Source organism: Pseudomonas sp. WPR_5_2 (genome assembly GCF_003634475.1).
GTDB lineage: Bacteria > Pseudomonadota > Gammaproteobacteria > Pseudomonadales > Pseudomonadaceae > Aquipseudomonas > Aquipseudomonas izuensis.
This window is the reverse complement of sequence record NZ_RBLA01000001.1, coordinates 1,210,275-1,233,714: the sequence shown is the minus strand read 5'-3', so window position 1 is coordinate 1,233,714 and position 23,440 is coordinate 1,210,275. Positions and strand designations below refer to the sequence as shown.

General features: G+C 61.3%; 18 protein-coding genes. 5 read left to right on the top strand and 13 right to left on the bottom strand.

Going from position 1 to position 23,440, the window contains the following annotated elements; translation table 11 throughout:
* Positions 1–115 precede the first annotated feature (115 nt).
* The 6 genes from BJ917_RS05485 to BJ917_RS05460 form a co-directional block, all read right to left on the bottom strand.
* A complete protein-coding gene (locus tag BJ917_RS05485) occupies positions 116–2,227 on the bottom strand; it encodes a 3-hydroxyacyl-CoA dehydrogenase NAD-binding domain-containing protein (RefSeq protein ID WP_121102478.1) in 2,112 nt (703 codons plus the stop codon).
* Between the two features lie 150 nt (positions 2,228–2,377).
* Positions 2,378–4,180 carry an acyl-CoA dehydrogenase gene (locus tag BJ917_RS05480; RefSeq protein ID WP_121102476.1) on the bottom strand — a complete coding sequence of 601 codons (1,803 nt, stop codon included), beginning with the start codon at positions 4,178–4,180 and terminating at the stop codon, positions 2,378–2,380.
* 377 nt (positions 4,181–4,557) lie between these two features.
* Positions 4,558–6,141 carry an arylsulfatase gene (locus tag BJ917_RS05475; RefSeq protein WP_121102474.1) on the bottom strand — a complete coding sequence of 528 codons (1,584 nt, stop codon included), beginning with the start codon at positions 6,139–6,141 and terminating at the stop codon, positions 4,558–4,560.
* The gene (locus tag BJ917_RS05470) at positions 6,138–6,578 is read right to left on the bottom strand and encodes a thioesterase family protein (RefSeq protein ID WP_121102472.1); all 441 of its coding nucleotides are present in this window, start codon (positions 6,576–6,578) and stop codon (positions 6,138–6,140) included. Before BJ917_RS05470 ends, BJ917_RS05475 begins: the two co-directional genes overlap by 4 nt.
* Positions 6,579–6,582: 4 nt before the next feature.
* Positions 6,583–7,866, bottom strand: coding sequence for a histidinol dehydrogenase (hisD, locus tag BJ917_RS05465; protein ID WP_096510468.1), 1,284 nt, complete (start codon positions 7,864–7,866; stop codon positions 6,583–6,585).
* A gap of 68 nt (positions 7,867–7,934) precedes the next feature.
* A complete protein-coding gene (locus tag BJ917_RS05460; protein WP_096510469.1) occupies positions 7,935–8,981 on the bottom strand; it encodes a LacI family DNA-binding transcriptional regulator in 1,047 nt (348 codons plus the stop codon).
* Between the two features lie 241 nt (positions 8,982–9,222).
* On the opposite strand from BJ917_RS05460, the gene BJ917_RS05455 reads away from it, so the two are divergent.
* The 3 genes from BJ917_RS05455 (at position 9,223) to BJ917_RS05445 (ending at position 14,104) form a co-directional block, all read left to right on the top strand.
* Positions 9,223–10,365: an acyl-CoA dehydrogenase family protein gene (locus tag BJ917_RS05455; protein ID WP_121102470.1), complete on the top strand. Its 1,143-nt coding sequence runs from the start codon at positions 9,223–9,225 to the stop codon at positions 10,363–10,365.
* Positions 10,366–10,997: 632 nt separating this feature from the next.
* A complete protein-coding gene (locus tag BJ917_RS05450; RefSeq protein WP_121102468.1) occupies positions 10,998–13,679 on the top strand; it encodes a LuxR C-terminal-related transcriptional regulator in 2,682 nt (893 codons plus the stop codon).
* A 239-nt stretch (positions 13,680–13,918) separates the two neighbouring features.
* Positions 13,919–14,104, top strand: coding sequence for a hypothetical protein (locus tag BJ917_RS05445; protein ID WP_096510473.1), 186 nt, complete (start codon positions 13,919–13,921; stop codon positions 14,102–14,104).
* A gap of 825 nt (positions 14,105–14,929) precedes the next feature.
* On the opposite strand, the gene BJ917_RS05435 is transcribed toward BJ917_RS05445, so the two are convergent.
* The 3 genes from BJ917_RS05435 to BJ917_RS05425 form a co-directional block, all read right to left on the bottom strand.
* Complete coding sequence (locus tag BJ917_RS05435) at positions 14,930–16,279, bottom strand: DUF1214 domain-containing protein (RefSeq protein WP_121102464.1); 1,350 nt, start codon at positions 16,277–16,279, stop codon at positions 14,930–14,932.
* A 98-nt stretch (positions 16,280–16,377) separates the two neighbouring features.
* Positions 16,378–17,715: an MFS transporter gene (locus tag BJ917_RS05430; RefSeq protein ID WP_121103098.1), complete on the bottom strand. Its 1,338-nt coding sequence runs from the start codon at positions 17,713–17,715 to the stop codon at positions 16,378–16,380.
* Between the two features lie 133 nt (positions 17,716–17,848).
* The gene (locus BJ917_RS05425; RefSeq protein WP_121102462.1) at positions 17,849–18,511 is read right to left on the bottom strand and encodes an NADPH-dependent F420 reductase; all 663 of its coding nucleotides are present in this window, start codon (positions 18,509–18,511) and stop codon (positions 17,849–17,851) included.
* A gap of 100 nt (positions 18,512–18,611) precedes the next feature.
* On the opposite strand from BJ917_RS05425, the gene BJ917_RS05420 reads away from it, so the two are divergent.
* Positions 18,612–19,508, top strand: a complete 897-nt coding sequence (locus tag BJ917_RS05420; RefSeq protein ID WP_177435560.1) for a LysR family transcriptional regulator — start codon at positions 18,612–18,614, stop codon at positions 19,506–19,508.
* A gap of 24 nt (positions 19,509–19,532) precedes the next feature.
* On the opposite strand, the gene BJ917_RS05415 is transcribed toward BJ917_RS05420, so the two are convergent.
* Both BJ917_RS05415 and BJ917_RS05410 read right to left on the bottom strand, forming a co-directional pair.
* Complete coding sequence (locus tag BJ917_RS05415; protein WP_121102460.1) at positions 19,533–19,955, bottom strand: MAPEG family protein; 423 nt, start codon at positions 19,953–19,955, stop codon at positions 19,533–19,535.
* Between the two features lie 70 nt (positions 19,956–20,025).
* Complete coding sequence (locus BJ917_RS05410; protein ID WP_121102458.1) at positions 20,026–20,979, bottom strand: diiron oxygenase; 954 nt, start codon at positions 20,977–20,979, stop codon at positions 20,026–20,028.
* Between the two features lie 200 nt (positions 20,980–21,179).
* On the opposite strand from BJ917_RS05410, the gene BJ917_RS05405 reads away from it, so the two are divergent.
* Positions 21,180–22,136 carry an AraC family transcriptional regulator gene (locus BJ917_RS05405; RefSeq protein ID WP_121102456.1) on the top strand — a complete coding sequence of 319 codons (957 nt, stop codon included), beginning with the start codon at positions 21,180–21,182 and terminating at the stop codon, positions 22,134–22,136.
* A gap of 75 nt (positions 22,137–22,211) precedes the next feature.
* Here BJ917_RS05405 and gfa read toward each other — a convergent pair whose 3' ends face one another.
* Both gfa and BJ917_RS05395 read right to left on the bottom strand, forming a co-directional pair.
* Positions 22,212–22,790, bottom strand: a complete 579-nt coding sequence (gfa, locus tag BJ917_RS05400; protein WP_096510480.1) for an S-(hydroxymethyl)glutathione synthase — start codon at positions 22,788–22,790, stop codon at positions 22,212–22,214.
* A gap of 262 nt (positions 22,791–23,052) precedes the next feature.
* Positions 23,053–23,379 (bottom strand): multidrug efflux SMR transporter, encoded by a 327-nt coding sequence (locus tag BJ917_RS05395; protein WP_121102454.1) that lies wholly within the window; start codon positions 23,377–23,379, stop codon positions 23,053–23,055.
* Positions 23,380–23,440 lie beyond the last annotated feature (61 nt).

The window sequence follows — 23,440 nt, the reverse complement described above, 5'->3', positions numbered from 1 at the left end:
TGGCGATCCCTTGTAGGAGCTGGCTTGCCAGCGAAGGCGTCAATTCAGGCGATTGATGCGTTGACTGACCTGACGCCTTCGCTGGCAAGCCAGCTCCTACAGGGGAGGGGGAGGCTTAGAGGCGTTCGATGCGGGTCTTGCCGGCGGCGACCAGGCGTTCCAGCAACGGGGCAGGGTGGAACCACATCTCGCCGTACTCGCCGAGCGCCTTGCGGTAATGCCGAATGCCATCCAGCACGACGTCCAGGCCAATCTGCTCGGCATAGTGCAGTGGACCACCGAGCCAGGCCGGGAAGCCGTAACCGTTGATCCAGACCAGATCGATATCGCCACTGCGTTCGGCGATGCCTTCGTCGAGCAACTGGATGCCTTCGTTAATCAGCATGAACAGGCAGCGATCATGAATTTCCTGGGTGGTGATCGGCCGCCGCGGAATGTGCAATTCCCCCGCGATGCGTTCGGCCAGTGCAATGACTTCGAAGTCCTCCTTGCGTTCGCGCCCCTCATAAATGTACGCACCACGTTTGGTCTTCTGGCCGAAGCGACCGAGGGCGTTCAATTCGTCGGCGATCCGGCAGTAGCTCGGATCATGAGCGATCGCCTCACGACGGGATTCGCGCACCAGGAAGCTGACATCGATGCCGGCCAGGTCGTGCATCGCCATGACGCCCATGGCCAGGCCCAGATCAGTCAACACCTGGTCGATCTGCGCCGGTGTGGCACCTTCCAGTACCAGGCGATGGGCTTCGCGGGAGTAGGGTTCGAGCATGCGGTTACCGATGAAGCCGAAGCACACCCCCGACACCACCGGAATCTTGCCAATGGTCTTGCCCAGTTTCAGTACGGTCGCGAGCACCTCAGGCGCGGTGAGTTTGCCGCGCACCACTTCCAACAAGCGCATGACGTTGGCCGGACTGAAAAAGTGCAGGCCAATCACATCGTGTGGCCGACGCGTGACGGCGGCGATCTGATCGACATCGAGGGTGGAGGTGTTGCTGGCCAGAATGGCGCCGGGCTTGCACACCTCATCCAGGGTGCGGAATACCTGCTGCTTGATCGGCAGGCTTTCAAACACCGCCTCGATCACCAGGTCGCACTCGGCGATGTCGGCATAGTCGAGGGTGCCGGTCAGCAAGGCCATGCGCTTATCCAGCTCGGCCTGAGTCAGCTTGCCGCGTTGCAGGCTGATCTCGTAACTGTTGCGGATTTGCCCCAGCCCACGCTCAAGGGCGTCGGGTTTGAGTTCCAGCAGCGTGACGGGAATGCCCACGTTGGCGAAATTCATGGCGATGCCGCCGCCCATGGTCCCCGCGCCGATCACCGCGACGTTGGCCACCGGACGCAGGGCCGTGGAGGCGCTGACACCGGCCACCTTGCCGGCCTCGCGCTCGGCGAAAAACACGTGGCGCAAGGCCTGGGATTGCGAGGAGGCTTCGGCTTCCTTGAACAGGGCGACTTCGCGTTGCAGCCCGGCGTTCAACGGCAGCACGCAGGCGGACTCGACAGCCGCCAACACCAGGCGTGGCGCCAGGCGATTTTTCCAGCGCGGTTCGTGGGTGGCGCGATAGCGTGTGAAAAAATCTTCGGGCAGGGCGGCGGCCGGGTTGGAATGACGCTCTGCGGGGCGCGCGGGCGCACCCTCGTGGATCAATTCCCGGGCGAAGCGACGTGCACCCTCGAGCAAGCCATCGCCTTCCCCGATCAAGCGGTCGAGCAAGCCGAGATCAAGGGCATGGCTGGCGCTGACAGGCTGGCCGGACATCATCAGTTCGAGTGCCGGTTCGGCACCGATCAATCGCGGCAAACGCTGCGTCCCGCCTGCGCCGGGCAACAGCCCCAGGTTGATTTCCGGCAGGCCAAGACGGCTGCCGGTAGCGCTGATGCGGTACCCGCACGCCAGGGCCAGTTCCAGCCCGCCACCGAGGGCGAAGCGATCGATGCAGGCAATCAGCGGCTTGTCGATTTGCGTCAGGCGCACCAGCAGGTCGGGCAGGGAAGGTTCGGCAAAGGAAGCGGCAAGACCGAATTCGCTGATGTCGGCGCCCGCGCAAAACAATCCGTCTTCGCCATGCAGAATGATCGCGGACACCGCCGGGTCGCTGGCGGCGCGGTCACAGGCTTCAAGAATGGCCGCGCGCAGGGGTTGTCCGAGTGCGTTGACCGGAGGCGAGGCCAGGCCGATCAGCGCGAGATTGTCTTCGACGAGGTAAGTGACCAAAGTGCTCATGATGCATTCCTGAAATTCGTTGAAAAGATTGCCGCAGATCCTGTGGGAGCGAGCCTGCTCGCGAAAGCGGTGTGTCAGTTGCTGAAATTTCGTCTGACACTCTGCATTCGTGAGCAGGTTCGCTCCCACATACACACAAGCGGGATCTGTCTAGAACCAGCTGTCCTGCATGTAGTAGGCGACATGGTTGGCGTCTGTCAGCAGGCGCGCCTGGGACTCCAGCGAAGCCAGTTCCCAGGTCATGAAGTAGTGCGCCGCTTGCAACTTGCCTTGATAGAAATCGGCATCGCTGCCGGTCGCGCCACCCGCCAGGGAACGGCTGGCGAGTATTGCCTGACGTAGCCAGACCCAGCCGACGACCACGCGGCCAAACAGATCCAGATAAGGCGTGGCATTGGCCATGCCGAGATTGGCATCGGCGGCCACTTGCGCCTGCAGGCTGGCGGTGACCTGCTCAAGGATGTTCAAGGCGTCGGCCAGCAACGCTGCAACAGGGGCGCAATGCGCGTCTTTGTTGGCGACCAGCAGGGTGGCGAGCACTTCGCTGATGAAAATCCGATAACCGTCGCCACCGCGCGGCCCCAGCTTGCGACCCAGCAGATCAATGGCCTGGATACCTTCGGTGCCTTCATGGATCGGGTTCAGGCGATTGTCGCGGTAGTACTGCTCCAGCGGGTATTCGCGGGTATAACCGGCACCGCCCAGGATCTGAATGCCGATCTCGGACGCGAGCAGGCCGTAGCGCGACGGGTAGGTCTTGACCACAGGCGTGAGCACGTCGAGCAGTTCGGCGGCATTGCTACGCTGCGCCTCCGTGGGGGCCGTGTGGGCATCTTCCACGAGGCTGCTTGCATAGAGACACAGCGCCAGGCTGCCTTCGGCGTAGACCTTCTGTTGCAGCAACATTCGCCGAACATCGGCGTGTTCGACAATGCGCACCTGAGGCGCTGCCGGGTTCTTGTTGCCGGGCAGGCGACCTTGCGGGCGCTGACGCGCATAGTCCAGGGCGTGGATGTAGCTCTGATAGGCGAGGCTGGCGGCGCCGAGACCGACACCGATGCGGGCTTCGTTCATCATCTGGAACATGTAGCTCAGTCCCTGATGTGCCTCACCGACCAGATAACCCACGGCGCCGTCGTGCTCACCGAAACTAAGCACGGTGGAGGTGGTATTGCGATAGCCCATCTTGTGCAGCAGGCCGGCGAGGGCCACATCGTTGCGCGCACCGACACGGCCGTCGGCATTCACAAGGAACTTGGGCACCAGAAACAGCGAGATGCCCTTGGTGCCGGCCGGCGCACCTTCGATACGGGCCAACACCAGGTGCACGATATTTTCGGTCAGTTCGTGGTCGCCCCCGGAGATGAACATTTTCTGGCCGAAGACCCGGTAGGTCCCGTCGCCCGCCGGCCGTGCCAGGGTGCGCAGGTCGCCCAGCGCGGAGCCCTGGCCAGGCTCTGTGAGGGCCATGGTGCCGCTGAACCGGCCTTCGAGCATGGGCGCCAGGAAACGTTCGCGAAGCTGCGGACCCGCGAAGGCCTTCACCAGATTGGTCGCGCCGATGCTCAAGAAGGAATAGGCGACCGTGGAGATATTCGCTGCGTTGAAATAGGCCATGCAGGCGCGCAACACTACTTCCGGCAGTTGCAGGCCCCCATCGGCGAAATCGTGGTGCGCAGCCAGGAAACCGGCCTGGGCAAAGGCATCCCAGGCCACTTTGGTTTCGGGAATCATGTGAATCCGCTCGCCATCGAAGGTCGGTTCGTTGGCGTCACCCTTGTGGTTGTGCGGGGCGTACAGCTCGCCGGCGATCTGTCGGGCGGTGGTGAGAGAGGCGTCGAACACGCCACGGTCGTGGTCCGCGTAGCGCGGACGTTGTAACAACGCCTCGGTATCGAGCAGCTCGTAAAGCTGAAAGCGTAATTCGCGTTCGTTGAGCAGCAGGTCAGTCATGGCTTCTCTCGTCAGACAATGTCGAGTGGGGGGCATGGGAGGATTCATGGCCCATTACAAGCGCCCACAATAGGCGATGTGCCGGGTATTTATCCCCCTCCTTTGGGGTAGGCCCGGACGTAGTCAGTTCACGGGTCGGGCAACAGCAAACGACCCGTTTCCTTGTAGGAGCGAGCTTGCTCGCGAAAGCGGTGTGTCAGTCAATACATGTACCAACAGATACACCGCTTTCGCTGGCAAGCCAGTTCCTACAGTTGATTGGGGGTGGCCGCAGATTTGGTGCTCGACGAAGCCCTCGTGTAGGAGCTGGCTTGCCAGCGAAGAGGCCGGCACAGATGGCGTCAGACACACCGCCATTTGCGCCGGTTTCGATTGCATCATTGTGCTTTCGGCTGGTTTCTCAGGAAGTCCTGCACCAGGTTCGACCGGTCGAACGATTTGGCTGCCTGCACCGGTGGGTATTCGGCCAGGGTCTTGAGGTGGGCGCCGATCAGTTCGCCCATGGGGCCGGAGATCCACGACGACTTCTGGATCATGTGGCCGTAGGAGTCATTGCTGTCGTAGCTTTCGAACGGATCGCTGCGCAGGTTGAACATCAATGGTGCAAACAAGGGTTTTATCGGCGCGTAATAGTCTTCCTTGGTCGAGAAGTGCATCTTCCATGGCCCCATGCGCACGGCGGTCAGTTTGTTCTCGATGTAGTAGAACAGGCTGGTGCGTGCGCTTTGCGGCGACTTGCCGGTCCAGTAGTCGAGGTTGTTGATGCCATCGATGTACTGCTTTTTCTGGTCTTTCATGCGCTCGACCACATCCGTTACGCCGGCCGCTGCGGCCAGGGTGGTGAACATGTCCTGATGCGCCTGGATGCCGTTCTTGATCTGCCCGGGCTGGATCACACCCGGCCAGCGCAGCATCGACGGCACCCGCACGCCGCCCTCATAGGTGGTCATCTTCTCGCCACGGAAGGGTGTTGTCCCGCCATGCGGCCAGGAGGAGTGTTCCGGGCCGTTATCGGTGGAGTACCAGACGATGGTGTTTTTATCGAGGCCGCTCTGCTTGAGGAAATTGAGCACCTGGCCGATGTCATGATCGTGCTGCATCATGCCGCCGCCGTGGTTGTCACCTTCGTGTGTGTACTGATCGGCGGCATGTTTCCACTTGGCGTTGAGGTGGGTGTACAGGTGCATGCGGCTGGTGTTGAGCCAGACAAAAAACGGCTTGTCATCGCTCTTGGCCTTGCGCATGAAGTCCTCTGCACGGGGGATCAGTTCGGCGCCGTCGAAGTCCTCCATGCGCTTCATCGTCAACGGGCCGGTGTCCTCGATGCTCTGCTTGCCGACCACGCCGAAGCGTGGGTCGACCGTCGGGTCATCCTTGTCGGTGGCCAAGGTGTGCAGCACGCCACGGGTGGCGAATTTTTTGGCGTACGCCTGCGGTCCGCCGGGATATGACTTGGCGAAATTCTGATAGTCGGCGTACTCACTTTGCTCCTCGGTATTGAGGTGATACAGGTTGCCGTAGAACTCGTCGAAGCCATGCACCGTCGGCAAGTTGGCGTTGTTGTCACCCAGGTGGTTCTTGCCGAACTGGCCGGTGCGGTAGCCGGCCTCTTTCAGCACCTCCGCCAGGCTCGGCGAGGCGGCTTGCAGGCCGAGCTTGTCACCCGGTTGGCCCACGGTGGTCATGCCGGAGCGAATCGGATACTGGCCGGTGATGAACGCTGCCCGGCCGGCAGTGCACGATGGCTGCCCGTAGTGATCGGTGAAGCGAATGCCCTCCATGCCGATCTGGTCGATGTTCGGCGTGGTGTAGCCCATGGTGCCCATGCCATAGGCACTCACGTTCTGCCAGCCGATATCGTCGCCCCAGATCACCAGGATGTTGGGTTTGGACGTCTGCGCCTGCGCCAGTGGAGCGGCGAGTACGAGGCAGGCCATGACCAGTTTCCTGACGTTGATCATGACGCCACCTCGATGCTCTCCAGTGCGCGGCGCAATGCTTGCGGCAATGGCACCGGCCGACGCGTCACGCGGTCGACGTAGACGTGAACGAAATGGCCCTGTGCCGACGCCTCGGTGTTGTCATTGGCAAACAGGCCGACTTCGTAGCGCACGCTTGAGGTGCCCAGGCTGGCCACGCGCAGGCCGGCGCGCACCAGATCGGGGAAGGCGATGGAGGAGAAATAGCTGCAATGGGTATCGACCACCAGGCCCACCGTCGGGCACTGCTCGAAGTCGAGCAGGTTCTGTTCCAGCAGCCAGCCGTTGACCACGGTGTCGAACCAGCTGTAGTAGATGACGTTGTTGACGTGGCCGTAGACGTCGTTGTCCATCCAGCGCGTGGTGATATCGCGCAGGTAGCGATAGTCACTGCGGTTGTGCGGTACAGGCTTGCTCATGGCTTCAAGCCTCCTGCTTCATGCGTCGCACGCGGATGTCCGCCTGCTCTTTGTGGCCGGACATATGCTCGTATCCGCACAGCCGGGAGCAGTACTCGCCAATCATCACGCTGGCCTCGTCGGTCAGCACGCGCTGGTAGGTGTGGGTCTTGATGAACTTGCCCACCCACAAACCCCCGGTGTAGCGCCCGGCGCCCATGGTCGGCAGCGTGTGGTTGGTGCCGATGACCTTGTCGCCATAGCTGACATTGGTCCGGTGCCCGAGGAACAGGGCGCCGTAGCGGGTCATGCGATCGTGGTACCAGGCCGGGTCGCGGGTCATTACCTGCACATGCTCGGAGCACAGGCGTTCGGCGACTTCCAGGGCTTGCTCGTCGGTGTCGCACAGATAGATCTCACCGAAGTCGTTCCAGGCCACGCTTGCGACCGGCGCGGTGTCCAGGCGTGAAAGCACCCGGTCTATGGCGGCCGGCAGTTCTTCTGCGATTTTTTTGCTGGTGGTCACGCAGTACGCGGGGGAGGTGGGGCCGTGCTCGGCCTGGCCCAGCAAGTCGACGGCGACCAGTTCGGCATCCACGGTGTCATCGCAGATCACCAGGGTTTCGGTCGGGCCGGCGAAGAGGTCGATGCCGACGCGGCCGAACAACTGACGCTTGGCCTCGGCCACATAGGCGTTACCCGGACCGACAATCATGTCCACGCCGACGATGCTCTCGGTACCGATCGCCATTGCGGCCACGGCCTGCACGCCACCCAGGCAGTAGATTTCATCGGCCCCCGCGAGGTGCATGGCGGCCACGATCTCGGGGCAAGGCTGGCCCTCGAAAGGCGGTGCACAGGCGATCACGCGCTTGACGCCGGCCACCTTGGCCGTGAGTACGCTCATGTGGGCGCTGGCGATCAACGGGTATTTGCCGCCGGGGATGTAGCAACCCACCGAGTTGACCGGAATGTTGCGATGACCGAGCACGACGCCAGGCAATGTTTCGACCTCGACGTCGTGCATCGACTCCTTCTGGATCTGGGCAAACCGGCGGATCTGCGTCTGGGCGAACTTGATATCGTCGAGGGTCTGTTGGGGCAGGCTGGCGATGCAGGCGTCGATCTGCTCCGGGGTCAGGCGCATGCTCGGTGGAGTCCACTTGTCGAACTTCTCGGAGTACTCGCGTACCGCCGCATCACCGCGCTGCTCGATGTCGGCAATGATGCTTTCCACGGTAGCGCGCACCTGGGCTTGATTACTGGCCTTGGCTTGGGCCGACTGGCCCTTCTTGAGGTGTTGGATCACGGGATTTCTCCTTTGGAAATCAAGGTTTGCCGCCTCGGGCGGACGATTGTTTTTGTGGGTGTGGGGCGCTATGCGGTGGAACGAATCACCAGTCGGCCGGGCACCTCGTGCAGCGCCTGGATGACGCTCGCGTCCGGACGACCTTCGCCCAGCAAACGGATGGCGCAATCGATCATCTGGCTGACGGGCTGGTGCACGGTGGTCAGGTGATTTTCCGGCCAGGCCGCGGCGCGGATGTCGTCGAAGCCGACCACGGCGACATCCTCGGGTACGCGCAAAGAGGTGTTCATCCGCAGGTGGCTCAGAACACCGAGGGCCATGACGTCGTTGGCACAGAACACGGCGTCGATGGCGGGTTGCCCGGCACTGAACAGTCGGGCCGCCGCGTCACGTCCGCCTTCGTAGGTGTACCCGCCCGCGACGCACGCCACCAGGTGTTGGCCATGCAGGGCCAGGCCCTGTTCGAACCCGCGCAGGCGGTCAGTGGTGGTGGAAATGCTTGTGTCGCCGGACACGAAAGCGCAGGCCCGGCGTTGCCGGGACACGAGGTACTCGGCCACTTCAGCGGCCATGCGCTGGTTGTCGCAGCACACTGACCAAACGGTCGGGTCCGCGACCCGGCGGTTCATGAACACCACCGCAACGCCCTGACGGGCGCACAGATCCGCCATGTGTGAAGACAGCTTCGCGGCGGTGACCACAATGGCATCCACTTGATACTGCAACAGTTGCGGCATCAGCTCGTCCGCATCGCCCCCGGGCGGCACGACGAACAGCAGCAATTGCCGGCCGGTTTGCCGCAGTTTCAGGGAGAACGTTTCAAGGAGCGCGGGATAGAAGGGATTGGCCATGTCACCCACCACCAGCGCCACGATGCCGGTCCTGCGCTGGTTCAGCGAACGGGCAATGGCATTGGGGCGATACCCCAGCTCATCGGCCAGGGCCAGGATGCGCTCGCGTAGCTCGGCCGAGATGCGCGACTGCGCATCGAAGGCGCGGGTGACGGTGGAAGTAGCCACCCCCATGCGTCGGGCGAGGTCCCTGGCCGTGATCCGTTCGACGGATGTGGCGCTTCGCTGAGCGGATGCATCCCCGGCTGTGCTGTCGCGCTTCATGTCGTGTGTTCCGGTCGCTTTTCACTTGTTGTGCACACGTGTGCACGCATTGACCGAATGCTATCGACGCTATCTGGGGGTAAACACCCCTCGAAAGGAGTGGGGTTGCCCGTTATCCAGGAGCAGCCATTTGCCTTACTCGATTCGAGGGGGCAGGGCGAGCGCGGGTCGCTCTAAGGTGACGCAAAGGCGTCGGCTGAAAAAGTCGCCGACAGAACCCATCGCATCCAGAGGTCACTCCATGATTCCGCGCACACTCTTTGATCATGAGCATGAAGCGTTCCGCAATACCGTAAGGCGTTTCCTTGCGGAGGAATGCACGCCCTTTCACGAACAGTGGGAGGAGGATCGCTTGGTTCCCCGCCAGGTCTGGAAGCGCGCCGGCGAACTGGGCATGCTCAACGCCACGACACCGGAGGCCTATGGCGGCCTGGGCCTGGACCGGCGTTTTTCGATGATTGCCGTCGAAGAGGTGGCTCGTGCGGGGCTCTCGGGCCTGAATGGCTTCAATGTGCATGACATCTGTGCCGGCTACCTGATCAACTTCGGTACCGAAGAACAGAAGCAACAATGGCTGCCGAAAATGGCCAGCGGCGACATCATCTCCGCCGTGGCCATGACCGAACCGGACACCGGGTCCGATTTGCAGGCGGTCAAGACCCGTGCCGTGCTCGACGGTGATGACTATGTGATCAATGGTGCCAAGACCTTCATTTCCAATGGCACCAACAGCGACATCATTGTGGTGATCGCCAAGACCGGCAGCACCGGCAAAGGCTCCCGGGATATTTCGCTGATCCTGGTGGAGGCTGACCGCGCCGGGGTCACCAAGTCCAAACCGCTGCGCAAGGTCGGCCTGCATGCCCAGGACACCACCATGCTGTTCTTCCAGGACGTACGGGTGCCGAAGGCCAACATTCTGGGCGGCGAGCCTGGCCAGGGCTTCTACCAATTGATGAAGGAACTGGCCTGGGAGCGATTGAGCATCGGCATACTCGCCATCGCGGCGAGCCAGGCGGTGCTGGAACAGACCATTGCCTACACCCGCGAACGCAAGGCCTTCGGCACGCCGATCATCGAATTCCAGAATTCGCGCTTCAAGCTGGCCGACCTCAAGACCGAGATCGTCCTGGGGCAGACCTACACCGATCGCTGCATGGAACTCATCCTGCAGCACGAACTGAGCCCGGAAGCGGCCGCGGCGGCCAAACTCTGGTGCACCGAGCTGTATTCGAAGGTGGTCGATCAGTGCGTGCAGTTGCATGGCGGCAACGGTTATATGTTGGAGTATCCGGTGGCCCGTCATTACCTGGACAGCCGCGTCAACCGTATCTATGGGGGCGCCAACGACATCATGCGTGAGTTGGTGGCGCGTACACTCTGACTGGATATATCCGGATTAATTGCAGGAGCGAGTACCTGTGGGAGCGAGCCTGCTCGCGAAAGCTTTGTGTCAGGCGACATAGGTTTTGATGGTGTACATATCCATTCCTGCGGTTACGGCCACTGGTGGTTTCGCCCTTACGGCGAGTCCCTTTTTCAAACGCCAAAAAGGAACCAAAAGGCTTTGCCCCACCATTCGGCCCCTCGCTCCGGCCCACTGCGCAACGCCTGCGTTCGGCCTCTGGAAACGGGGCAGATAGATCAAGATCAAAAGCCAGAGCAAAAGCCAACTCATACCTGTGGGAGCGAGCCTGCTCGCGAAAAACGTCCGGGCAACACGATCATTCAGACAGCACGCGTTATCGTTAACGACCATCGCGAGCAGGCTCGCTCCCACAGGAATGAGTTGCTCGCTGGCGGGTCGGTGTTCTGGTTACCCCCCTCCAATGTAGGGGGGTAATGGATCGCTGTTCCCCGTCACCATCTGTGCCAAGGCGGACCCCGGGGTTGTCAGAAACCTGCGGGTAAAAAATCCAACAATCGCCAGAACATGGCACACCTCACCGATCCGGATCGTGCAGCGCCCGACTCGCTGTTTCGTTGGGTACGGCAGGATGGGAGACCAGTCAGGACATGCATACCGACAAGCTACTCGTATCGACGAAGTTCGCGCCACCGCGCATCGGCACCCAGACCATCCTGCGCGAACGCCTGCTGGAGGATCTGCGCGGCATGAGTCAATGCCGCGTCGGCCTGGTCACCGGCAGTCCCGGTTTCGGCAAGACCACGCTGCTGGCCCAGTGGCGCCAGGTGATGATGCGCTCGGGAGCCGACGTGGCGTGGCTGTCGCTGAGTGGCGATGACAAGCATGTCCCGATCTTCTTCGCCTATCTGCGCGGCGCCTTGCAGCGCCTTGGCATTGCCCTGGACAGCGGTGTTCCACTGGAAGGCGCGCAACCGGAGTTCATCGACGAGGTGGTGGCGGCCATTGTCGAAGGTGCCGCCGCGATCAACAAGGAGCTGTTCCTGGTCATCGACGACTACCAGCACGTCACCGACCCGCGCTCCCACCAGCTCATGCAGAAGCTTCTGGATCACAGCCCCGAGAACCTGCATTTCGTCATCTCATCCCGTGTCGGCCCGCCGCTGAGTTTCAGCCGCCTGCGCCTGAGCGGACAATTGCTGGAACTCGATTGCGCCACACTGCCATTCGATCTGGCGGAATCCCGCGCATTTCTTGAACAGAGCCTGGCTGCACTGAAGCTCAGCCCGGAAGAACTGCATCAGATCCATGAACTCACCAGCGGTTGGCCGGCCACCTTGCAACTGGTGATCATCCTGCTGCGCAGCGATCCGGACTCCCGTGGCGCGCTACGCGAAATGGGCTGGCGCTCCGACGATCTGCAGAGTTACCTGGCCGAAGACGTGATGGTCCATCTGCCGCCCGAGTTGGCGCAGTTCATGGAAAGTGTGAGTATTTGCCGTCGCTTCAATGCCTCCCTGGCGCAAGCGATCACCGGCGTCAGCTCGGCGCAGGCCATGCTCAAGCGGCTGGATGAAGAGAACCTGTTGATCTTTCGCGTCGAAGCCGATGACCGGCAGCCGTGGTATCGCTTCCACGCACTGTTCGGCGATTTCCTGGCCACACGGCTCGCGCGCCGGGACAGCGCCGCGCAAACCGAACTGCATAACCGGGCCGCACGCTGGTTCGCCGAGCGCAAGCTGTTGGCCGAGGCGGTACGACATGCCACCCTGGCGGGCGACCTCGATTTCGCCGCACAGTTGATCGAGCGGGCAGCCCCGGCGACCTGGAGCCTGAGTCAACTGAGCCCGTTGCTACGGCTGCTCGACCGGTTGCCGCAGCAAATCCTGTTTTCCCGGCCGCGCTTGTTCTTTCTCGGCTGCCTGGCGTACGCCCTCACGGCCCGTCCGGCCAAGGCCGAGGTCTGGCTGGAGCAATTCCATCGCAGCGGGGCGGCTCAGCACGCCGACGTCGCCTATCGACTGCCGCTGGTCCAGGCGGCCATTGAACTGCAGCGTGATCGCACCGAGCCCATCATTGGCTTGCTCAAGAACTTCCAGGCGTTGCCGGATGACTACACCGTGACGCGTTTCGGCGCGCCGGCGCTGCTGACCATCGCCTATCTGGCGGCCGGCAGGATCGAGGAAGCGCTGCAATGTCTTGACGAGAACCCCATCCCCGAAGCCGAGCGCAATGGCGAGATGGCGTTGGTAGCCGAAGGGGCCCGGACCCTTTGTTACCTGCAGGCCGGCCAGATGCGCGAGGCCGAGCGGATCGGTACGGCACAATTGGCCTGCGCCGTGGCGGTGCATGGACACCGCGCCGCCAGTGCTTATCTGGGGGCCGCCACGCTGGCCGAGGTCTACCGCGAGGTAGACCGTACCGATGAAGCGCGGGAAATCCTCGCCAATCGCAACGGGCTGCTGCAATGGGCCATGCCCGACACCATGCTGCGCGCCACCATCTGCCGGGCGCGCCTGGACCTGCTTCAGGACAGCGCCGCAGTGGCCATGGCCTTTCTGGATCGACAGGAGCGACACTTTCGCACCATCAACCAGGATCGTGCCCTGGCGCATTGCCTGGCCGAACAGGCCCATATTGCCTTGCTGGTGAATGACAAAACCTACGCCGCCGACAGGGTCGCCAAACTGCAAGCGTTGGCGGAGAAACACCGCGAGTCCCCGGGCTTCCAGGCAGACATCCCGGCGATATCGGCACTGGCGCAAGCGCGCCTGCTACTGGCCACCAATTACCCGGGCAGAGCCCTGGAAAACCTGGCGATCCTGAGCGCCTACGCCAGGAAATTCAGTCGTGGACAATTGCTGGTCACCGGTCAACTGCTCGAAGCCTGCGCCAATGCCGATCTGCTGCAACCGGAACAGGCGCAAGCGCACTTGCTGGAAGCCTTGTCCCAGGGCCGCCGGCTGGGACTGGTGCGCACCTTCCTCGACGAAGGCGAAGTCCTGCGCAAGATGCTCACCGCGCTGGCGAGCAAACCGCTGGCCAGTGAGGATAAGGCGTACCTGGGGAAATTGCTGGAGCGCTTTGGCCCGGGAAGCGTCGGCCGCACCAGCGAGTCGTCGGCCAATGGCGTGTCTTCGACGCTCACGCCACGGGAACTGGCCATCCTGGAGTTGATCAGCCAGGCGATGGCCAACAAACGCGTGGCCCTGACGCTGAACATTTCGCTGGAAACGGTGAAGTGGAATTTGAAAAACATCTACGCCAAGTTGGGGGTTTCGAGTCGCTATGATGCGGTGTCGTGGGCGCGTAAGAATGGGTTGATTGAGTAGGTGCGAAGTATGGATGCAGGGATACATACGGATGAACCTTCGTGCTCAGCTATCGGATTTTGCCTACATTTCAATGGGAGTCACCTGCTATCCAGATACTGATGGAAAGGAAATAGTGACGGGGCACAACAGGGAGGCGACACCGGCGGCGAGCGAGAGGGTTCTAATGAAGTTCATCGGCAACCCGGACATAGTTCCCGCAACAGGAATGACCCGTGACTCGCAAAGGAAAATGCAGCATGCATACACAACCCACGAATCAGGACAACATTGAGCAGTTGCGTCGTGATATAGCCTCGCTCGCCGAAGAAATGCGCAGGCCGGCCCCGAGTGCAGCCCGCGCTTCTTTGTTGCCTTTCTGCATCGGTGTTGCGTTCGCTCTTGCGACCTTTGTCGTCGTCACTTTGATTGCCAAATCGATCTGAATTTCTGCCCCCCACTGACTTGAGTGGGGGATCTTCCCTATCCTTGAATTGAATCGAATGCTATGTGCTGCGCTCGGCTAGCGTCTTGGCACGGCTGAAATCTCAATGGTCTTATCTCCAACAGTACCCAAGTGTCAGACCCATCAACACAAGATGAGATCGCGTGTTTAAGCGCCCTACACCTTACTTCCTGAAAGCTACAAAACCTTGCACCGTTGCCTACGGGTACGCCAGAATCCGCCGCCTTGTGCGCCTTGGGGCCGCTCGGTAACTTGATTCGCGTCACTGCCCATCAGTGATCGGGATTAGTAGCCCGGTGGTTCAATCCAAGACGTACAACGCTTCTATCAGTCAGGCATTGCGCCTGCATTCTGATGGTGGCTGTACGCAGGGCGCCCTTGGGCGCGCCGGTTTCTTGGATTCCCCGGTCTACTAACCTGCGTACAGCTGCCACCCCTTCTTTAGTAGGGATGGGTGGTAGCCCAATTCAGGAATCCAAAACTGACACTGCACTTTGTGGCGAGGGAGCTTGCTCCCGCTGGACTGCGTAGCAGGCTTTTTTTTTGGGGCCGCTGCGCGACCCAGCGGGAGCAAGCTCCCTCGCCACAAGGTGCTCGGTGTTGTTGGATCGTAAGCGCAAAACACCAGCGCAGCGAAGGAGGGGAGCATTGCGTGGACGCTCCATTCACTTCGCTCGCTGGCGTTTCGCGGGGGCAGTCTATACCCGGGAACGATTTTGGCAGCCAACCCGGTTGGAGGGGGGTAACGGCGCATGACTCAGAGCAAACCACCCCCAGATCCGAGAGTGGCTTGCCCAAAGGGCGATCACGAATGCTTGATCACCGGCGGGACGTATTCACCCGTGGTCGCTCCACCCTTGGCCCCGTAGAAACGGAAGATCAGGCGATAGTTCTGCCCCGCGGAGGTGGGCAGCCAGTTGCCATCGGCGACGTCCTGGGGTTTGGTGGGGGCGAAGTGCAGGGTCAGTGAACCGTCCTTGTTGTACATCAGCGGCGAATGGCTGTTGATTGCAAAGCGGTTCTGCGGATTGGGCAGCACGCGGAAGTTTTTGGAATCGGTGGCGGTGATCGACCAGTAGTAGTTCACCATCGACGCCGGCAGTTGGTCGGCGGGGAAGGTCACCGAATAGCTTTGCGCGCTGTCCAGCGGTTTGCCGTTCTCGTCCTGCCAGCCGCGGTAGTAGACCACTTCCTTCTGGGTGTTGGCCCAGATGCCGCCATAGTTCACCAGGGTACGGGTCAGGTAGTCGCTGCCGTAGGTGCCGGAGGTGGCGGGGCGGCCCCAGCCGTTGCTGGCGGTGCCGTGGCCCATCAGTGGCGAAGCCTTGGCGAGATCGGCGAACGTGTGGGTGTGGATCGACTTGTCAATGCGCGCCCGCTCTTCCGGGTTAGCGATGGCGGCGGCGATGGCGTGGACCTTGGCCTGCAACGGTTCCATGCCGGGGTTCAGGTCAGGTTCCTGCAACGCCACGTTCGCCGAGTCGAAGGCTTCCACGCCTGGCAGTTGCTGCCCTTGGAACATCAGTGTTTGTGGGATCTGCGGCAATTGCGGCGAGCCGGTCGGGCGCATTGTGAATTGGTGCTGCAAGCGCTCGGCTTCGCTCCAGTCGCTGCCCAACTCGACACGTGTCAACACCCGCGCTGTACGCGCAGGGAGATCGACTCGCTGGGTGTTGGCCGGCAGCTTGACCTTGGCGCCCTGCAAGCAGGCGGCGAACTCGCCGTTCGGATGCTTGGGGAACTCCCTTTCATTGATGTTGGCCAAGGTCTCGCCCCAGCCGTTGAGGAACTGCACGGTGTAGTAGCGGCCACTGATCTTCGGTACTGAAACCAGCGTGCAGCTGTTCTTGTCCACCGCCACCCAGGCTTCGGAGTACGCCACGTCCAGATTGGGATTGGGCCAATCCACCGCGCCGGGCTTGTGATGAGTCAGGGTGTTCCACTGCATGCCCGCCTTGAAGTCCAGCTGTTGCTGGCGTGCCACCAGCAGGCGGCTGTACAGGTAGATGTAGGCGTCGCTGATATCCTGGTCGCTGATGGCGGGCGTTGGCGATGCAGAGTCGGTTTGCGCCAGCGCGACCGGCGCCTGCAAGCAGGCTGTCATCAGCCAGGTCAGGGCGCTGGCGCCCAGTGTGAAAGGTAAACGCAAGGACATGAAGATCTCCGTCGGATGCAGTGAAAATGACCGCTTGGGTCATCACCGTATAGCCTGCATCCGATCCTTCGCGCGCCCCTCCTTTGGAGGGGTATTGTTCAGGCCTCCGCGCTCACGCTTGCGCTTTTTTCCTGCCCCTGCACGTCATGCAGGGAGATCCTGGACGTCTCAGGCAAGGCCAAACCACCCGCCAACCCCAGCACGGCCACGGCGATCAGATAGAACGCCGGCGACAGGTTGCTGCCGGTGGTGCTGATCAGCCACGTCGCCATCAGCGGTGCGGTGCCGCCGAACAGGGTGTACGCCATGTTGTAGGTGATGGCCGATGCGGTGTATCGCGTACGGGTCGGGAACGTTTCCGAGAGCAAGGCTGCCGTCACCACGCCACACAGCACCGCGCCAACCGCCAGCAGCATCACGCCGACGATGGACGCTGCGAACGAGCCGGAACTGGCCATCAGGAACGATGGATACACCACCACAATCAACAGCGCGCAAACCGTCATCACGGTCATGCGGCGTCCGACCTTGTCTGAATACAGCCCGGCCAGCGGGCAGATCGCCGCCGCGAAGATCAATGCAATCAGTGACACCAGCAGCGCGGTTGCGCGGCTCAGGCCACCGGCGACTTGCAGGTAGGTCGCGAAGTAGGTGGTGAACATGTAGAACGAAAGCGCCGTCAACGACACAAAGGCGCCCAGGCAGCAGATCGCCGCACCATGGTTGCGCAAGGTTTCCTTGAGGGGCGAATGTGCGACGGCATGTTCCTTGGTCACTGCCTGGAACGCCGGTGTTTCATCCAGCTTCCAGCGCAGGTAAAGACCCACCAGGCCCAGCGGGGCGGCAATCAGGAACGGCAGGCGCCAGCCCCAGCTACCCATTGCTTCGGCTGATAATGACGCCTCGAGTGAGTAGGCCACCACCGCCGCGGCGGCGAACGCGGAAAAGGTCGACACCGGAATGAAGCTGCCATACCAGGCGCGTTTATCGCTCGGGGCATGCTCCATCAGGTAGGCACAGGCACCGGCGTATTCGCCCCCGGCGGAGAAGCCTTGGGCGCAACGAATCAGGGACAGAAGAATGGGGGCCATGACCCCGATCGCGGCATAGGTGGGCAGCACGCCGATCAAGGTCGTTGCACCGGCCATCAACAGAATCGTCATCGCCAGGGTTCGCTTGCGGCCGATCCTGTCGCCCAACATGCCGAAGAAAATCCCGCCAAGGGGCCGGAACGCAAAGGCCACGGCGAATACGGCAAAGGTCTTGAGCAGCGCGGCACTGGCATCGCCGCTGGGGAAAAACTGCTGGGCGATGGTCGTGGCCAAAAAACCGTAGACGGCGAAGTCGAACCACTCGACGAAATTGCCGATGCCAGCGGCCACAATCACCTTTCTCAGGGTTTTCGGGCTGACCTGCCCTGTAGATGCGCTCGCCATGCGTGACCTCGAAATTTCTTCAATGAGCTTTCGATTATCGGCGTAGTCACGCAGGCGGTTCGCTTCAAAGGTGTCATCGGCATAGTCAGTACCGACTTCATGCCTTTGAATCAAACGTGATTGCTCGATGTGTTCAGCGGCGCCACGATCCCTCGGGCAATTCGACCTGCCGTTGAGCCGCTGCCAGGGCAACCTTCAGCCCCTCTTTATCCAGTGGTATGCAGTAGGCGGGTTTAGCGCGTTCGAATCGCCAGCTTTCATCGAGGTTGCCCCCATCGACCCCGTCGAATCCAATCTCGTCCAGCAAGGTGATGACCCGCGCTTTCGCCACCGGATCATCCGCAGCGACGGGCAGTGCGCGTCGGTCGGGCGCCGCTTTGGGGCGCGCGTCCTGTATCAGGTCCTGGGCGAGGATTGCGTTGAACACCTTGACCACGCTGGAGTGGGGCAGGTGCTCGGCGAGCAGGCGGCTGGTGGTGGTTTCGAATCGGTCGAGAGCCTCAATGTGACCGTCGCGTTCAGGGTAGTAGTTGTTGGCATCCAGCACGGTTTTGCCCTCCAGCCACTGGGCCGGCACGCTGCGGTAATGCTCAAGCGGAATGGCCACCAGTACCATTTCGCCAAATTGTGCCGCGTCCTCCACAGTGCCGACCTGACTGCCAGGAATGCCGCTGAGCACACTGCTCATGGTCCGTGGCCCACGCGAATTGCTGAGCATCGCCTGGTGTCCCGCCGCGATGGCCAATTGCGCCACTGCACGTGCAATGAAGCCTGCCCCGATAATGCCGATTCTCATGTCCTTGCTCCGCTGGTTGGTCAGTAGCAATCATGATGATTGCCAACCAATGGGAGATAAATAATCATCCGTTACTTAGTCTCGTTACCAGGAGTGTTGAATGATGGATCGACTGACGAGCATGGGCGCGTTTGTGATGGCGGCGGAGTCCGGCTCCTATGCCAGCGCCGCCGAGCGATTGGGCCTGTCGCCGCAGATGGTGGCCAAGCATGTCGCCGCGCTTGAACAGCGGCTAGGCGCGCGCCTCTTGAACCGCACCACCCGGCGCCAGAGCCTGACTGAATTGGGCAGTGCCTACTACGAACGCTGCAAGCACATTTTGAGCGAGGCTCAGGCGGCCGACTCCCTTGCGCAGATCATGAGCGACACCCCGCGCGGGAAACTGAAAATCAGCGCACCCGTCACCTTCGGCTCCTATAGCCTAATGCCCTTTGTCACGGAGTTTTTGCGCCAACACCCGGAGGTCGAAATCGATCTGCATCTGACCGATCGCTTCGTCGATCTGGTGGAAGAGGGTTACGAAGTAACGTTCAGGATTGGCCCCTTGGCCACTTCCAGTTTGACCGCCAGGCCCCTGGCGCCTTATCGATTGGTGGCCTGTGCGGCGCCGGGCTATCTGGCCGAACGCGGAGTGCCGCAAATACCGGGTGATCTGAAGCACCATGAGTGCCTGGGGTATGCCTATTGGTCCAGGCCGGCCGACCGTGAATGGGTATTCTGCAAAGGCTCTGCGGTCGAACGGGTACAAGTCGGCAGTCGATTGCAGGTCAACGAAAGCAAGGCACTGCTGTCGGCAGCTCTGGACGGATTCGGAATAGTCCTCGGCCCGCAAGACTTTCTGGAGCCGGCATTGCGCAGCGGCGAGTTGGTTCGCGTGCTGGCTGATTACCAGGCACCTGGCCGGCCAATGCATTTGCTGTACACCGCCAATCGTCAGCGAACGGCCAAGTTGCGACGATTTATCGAGGCTGCGCTGGTCCGCTTTGGTGCGCCTTGAGCAGGCTGTTGAGGCGGCCAGTTTTTATGCGCCATGAATGGCGGCTATAACAATGAGCGCGAGAAAGCAGACCAGCTGAACGCAAAAGAAGCTGAACCGAACCGCCACGAACCCATCGGTTTGCACATGGGACACGTGGACCAGAGACTGGCACACGCGTGCGATCAGGACGACGATGGACAAGTCGTTCACTGCAGGGCCGTCTATCCCAAGGACCGAAATCACCAACACGATGGCGGCAAACACCGGCAGGTTTTCCACACAGTTCGCGTGTGCTCGCGTCCCGCGCCGATACCAGTCCTCGCCTTCGGGCTGATCGCTTCGGAACGAGGCAATCGGCACATTCGAGAACAGGATTCTGCCCCAACGATAGACCCCGACGGTTGCCATCAACAGCAGCAAGGTCCAGGTCGCAAATCCAAGCAACATCCACATCGGTGTCGTCATGGCCGCCATCCTCTACGTCAGTGCGTCATCTCATAGCCGCCCGGCCGACCCGAGTCGGCCGGGCCCTCGATCAATGGCCCATGATCGGTGCCAGCGCAGTCTGAATCCTGGACATCTGTGCCGGCGTAGTCATGCGCGTCAGCAGCCGGCCAAAGTGGGGATGCTGCACGCCCGAGATAATGTATTGCCAGCGGTAGGCGCCCAGCACGCAGGCTTTGATTTGCGCGGTCTCATCGACACCGAACGATGGTGAAACGTTTCGAATGAAGTAGTCGGTGTCGGCTGCCGATTGTGCCTGCAGGATGGCGTCGACGGCTGCCACCAGCGCAATCAGGTCGTCCACCGCCTGGTCATGCTCGGCCGGCGAAAGTTTCGCGTGCTCGGCCTTCCACTCCAGTTCATCGAGTACGACGTGCCGGCTTTCATCCTTCCAGTGAAATTTGAAGACGTCCTTGAACAGTGGGCACAACTCCTCGTGCGGGGCGATGCTTTGCGTGTAGTGCGACTGAACAAACAGTTCGATATGGCAGGTCAGTGCCAGCACCGACCAGGAACTGGCCGCCAGTACCGCACGCGCTACATCGTTTGGATCGGCAACCTGACGATAACCCGCTGGCAATTGCGCAGACATCATCGTCTCCATGCGCCGGAACAGCTCCTGGTGCTTGATTTCGTCGTTGGAAAAGCGCACCAGCGCTTCGAGTGCGAGCTGATCGTCAAACACATGGGCCCGACCCTGATCGAGCATTTTGGCACTGATAAAGCGCTCGACCAGACCGAAGATGTACGCATAGGTCCGGCCCTGGATCTGGCTGAGCAGGCGCGCCTCATCCGCGGCGAGAAAAGTCAGGCGGTCGACCCGCGACAGTCCGTCGGGCAAGAATTTGCGCGAGAAGTCGAAGTGCCTGTCCTGCAGCAAATCGCGATCGATCTGCCATTCGGCTTTCTTCGATGATCTGACCATTTGAGCATAGCGGGCGGCGTTGCCCGAATCCGGGCCGGGTATGTTGGCGACTGTGTTCATATCGATCTCCTGCTTCCCAGTTCGCGTTGTAATGGGGCCATGACGGCTGACGTCGGAACCAATGACCCTGGGGCAAGCCTCTGGGGAGCGTCTCGATCACTGAGTCCACGTTGGTGCTAATCTAGGCCTCGCGGTTCAGGCAGCGAATGACCGGGCCGCCTGATTACATGCTCCGGACTCCGGAAAGGAGGGCTGGCAAATTGCTGGATGCGCTGTCTGATGTCTTGCGTGTGATTCGGCTGTCGGGAGGGGTCTTTCTCGAGGCGGAGCTCACTGCGCCCTGGTGCATCAACGGAAAGCTCTCTGCGGACGATTGCAAACCGTTCCTGGCGACACCCCGACATATCATTGCCTCGCATTTCGTCGCCGCAGGGCACATGCAATTGCGAATCGACGAGGGTGCGACTGTTGACGTGCGGGCAGGCGAACTCATACTGCTGCCCCGCAACGATGTTCATACGTTTGGCAGTGACCTGAGCGTTGCACCCATGCATGCGCGCGACGTTATCCAGCCGCCGGAAGTCGGCGGCATTTCACGCATCAAGTACGGCGGGGACGGCGAGGCCACGCAGTTGTTGTGTGGTTTCCTCGGCTCTGAAACACCCTTCAGTCCGTTGCTGTCGTCGCTGCCCTCCTTATTGAAGCTGGATGTACGCGCGACGGCTTCGGGCGCCTGGATCGAAAGCTCATTCCGTTTCGCTGTCAGTGAGATCGCGGCGGGGCGGGTTGGCTCGACCACGGTCATCGCCAAACTGTCCGAACTGCTGTTTGTCGAGGCCGTCAGCCAGTATGTCGCGAACCTTCCCGCCGAACAGCGCGGGTGGCTGGCGGGTTTGCGGGACCCACATATCGGGCGCGCATTGGCGCTGCTCCATGCGCGTCCAACCGAGGGCTGGACGGCCGAAGCCCTGGCACTTGAGGTAGGCATGTCGCGCTCGGTTTTCGCAGAGCGATTCACGACATTGGTCGGACAACCCCCGATGCAATACCTGACGCTCTGGCGTATGCACGTGGCGGCTCAACACCTGCGCGAAGGCCGCGGCAATGTGGCGCAAATCGGCTTTGCCGTGGGCTATGAATCCGAAGCCGCGTTCAGTCGCGCCTTCAAGCGCCAGTTCGGCACATCACCCGGGACCTGGCGCAGGCAATCGGCATGAGTTGAAGTGCGCGAGTCCAAGGTTGAAGGTGAACCGGGGCCGCGGTCCAGTGAAGCAACCGCGGCGGCCGTTCGATCAGGCGGCGGGGAGCAGGCCTTTCTGTTTGGCGACATGAGTCGCCATTGCGTCCATCAAGTCCGGGGACAGGCAGTCATAGGGTTCCAGGCCGAGCGAGCGCAGGCGCTCGCGGATCGCCTTCATTTGCGCGGGCGGTGTGCCGGTTTCAATGATGGAGGACACGAACGCCGCAAAGCCTGGCGCAGCCCATCCTTTCTGGGGGGAGAGCTCGGTGTGGACGAAGTCCAGGCCATAAAACGCATGGTCCTTGTTCTCGATGCGCCCGAAGAGATGGGCGTGGCACTGTTTGCAGGCGTGGCGCTGGATGGTGGCGGTTTCGTCGACGATCGCCAGTTTTTCGCCGTGGGCCGTGACGCTGACCTTATCCCGGGGTACCACGGCGATGACGGCGAATGTCGCGTTTTGCGGTTTCCAGCATTTGCTGCAGCCGCATGCGTGGTTATGCAGGGTTTGTGCGTCGATCCTGACCTCGACCTTGTCAGTCGCACACAGGCATTGCAGGGTGCCACCCGTGAAATTCGCGGCGGCGGGTTGGATACCGTTGTCCAGTGCAGGGTGAAGCTTCAAGGTGCTCATGCTGGTGCCTCCTTTTCAGGGTGTCGTGACGGCGCGGATCGACTTGTCCTCTTGCATCAGGTCAAACCGCAGCGGATTTCGAAAAAGACACAGTGCATAGACGGATGACCTCCTTCGGTGTGAGCGTTCAGCTACCCAGATCAAGAATAGCGCGCCGTTCGACCTGTATCGCCCGACGCATGGCATCACCGCGCAAATACTCGAAACCGGATCCACGGAACCTCAAGGCTGCACCTGACCTTTCGCCTCAATGGCTCACGGTTCAGGCCACCCAGCGCAGCCCGGCGACACTCAACAGGATCAGACCGATCCAGAACAATTTCCAGACCGATACCGCGTCGCCCAGCCAATACATTCCGACGATGGCTGTGCCGGCGGCGCCGATTCCGGTCCAGACCGCATAGGCAGTTCCTACAGGCAGCACCCGCAACGCCAGTGTCAACAAGCACAAACTGCCGGCCAACACGAAGACCGTGCCGACCAGCAGCCAGGGCCGTTCCAGGCCGTTTGCAGATTTCAACCCGACCGCAAAGAAAATCTCCAGGAAGCCGGCAACGATCAGCAGTAACCACGATGTGTTGTAAGTCATTGGATGAAACCTGTATGGGCAAAAAAAAAGCGAGCCGGTGAGGGCTCGCCAAAGGGAGGTA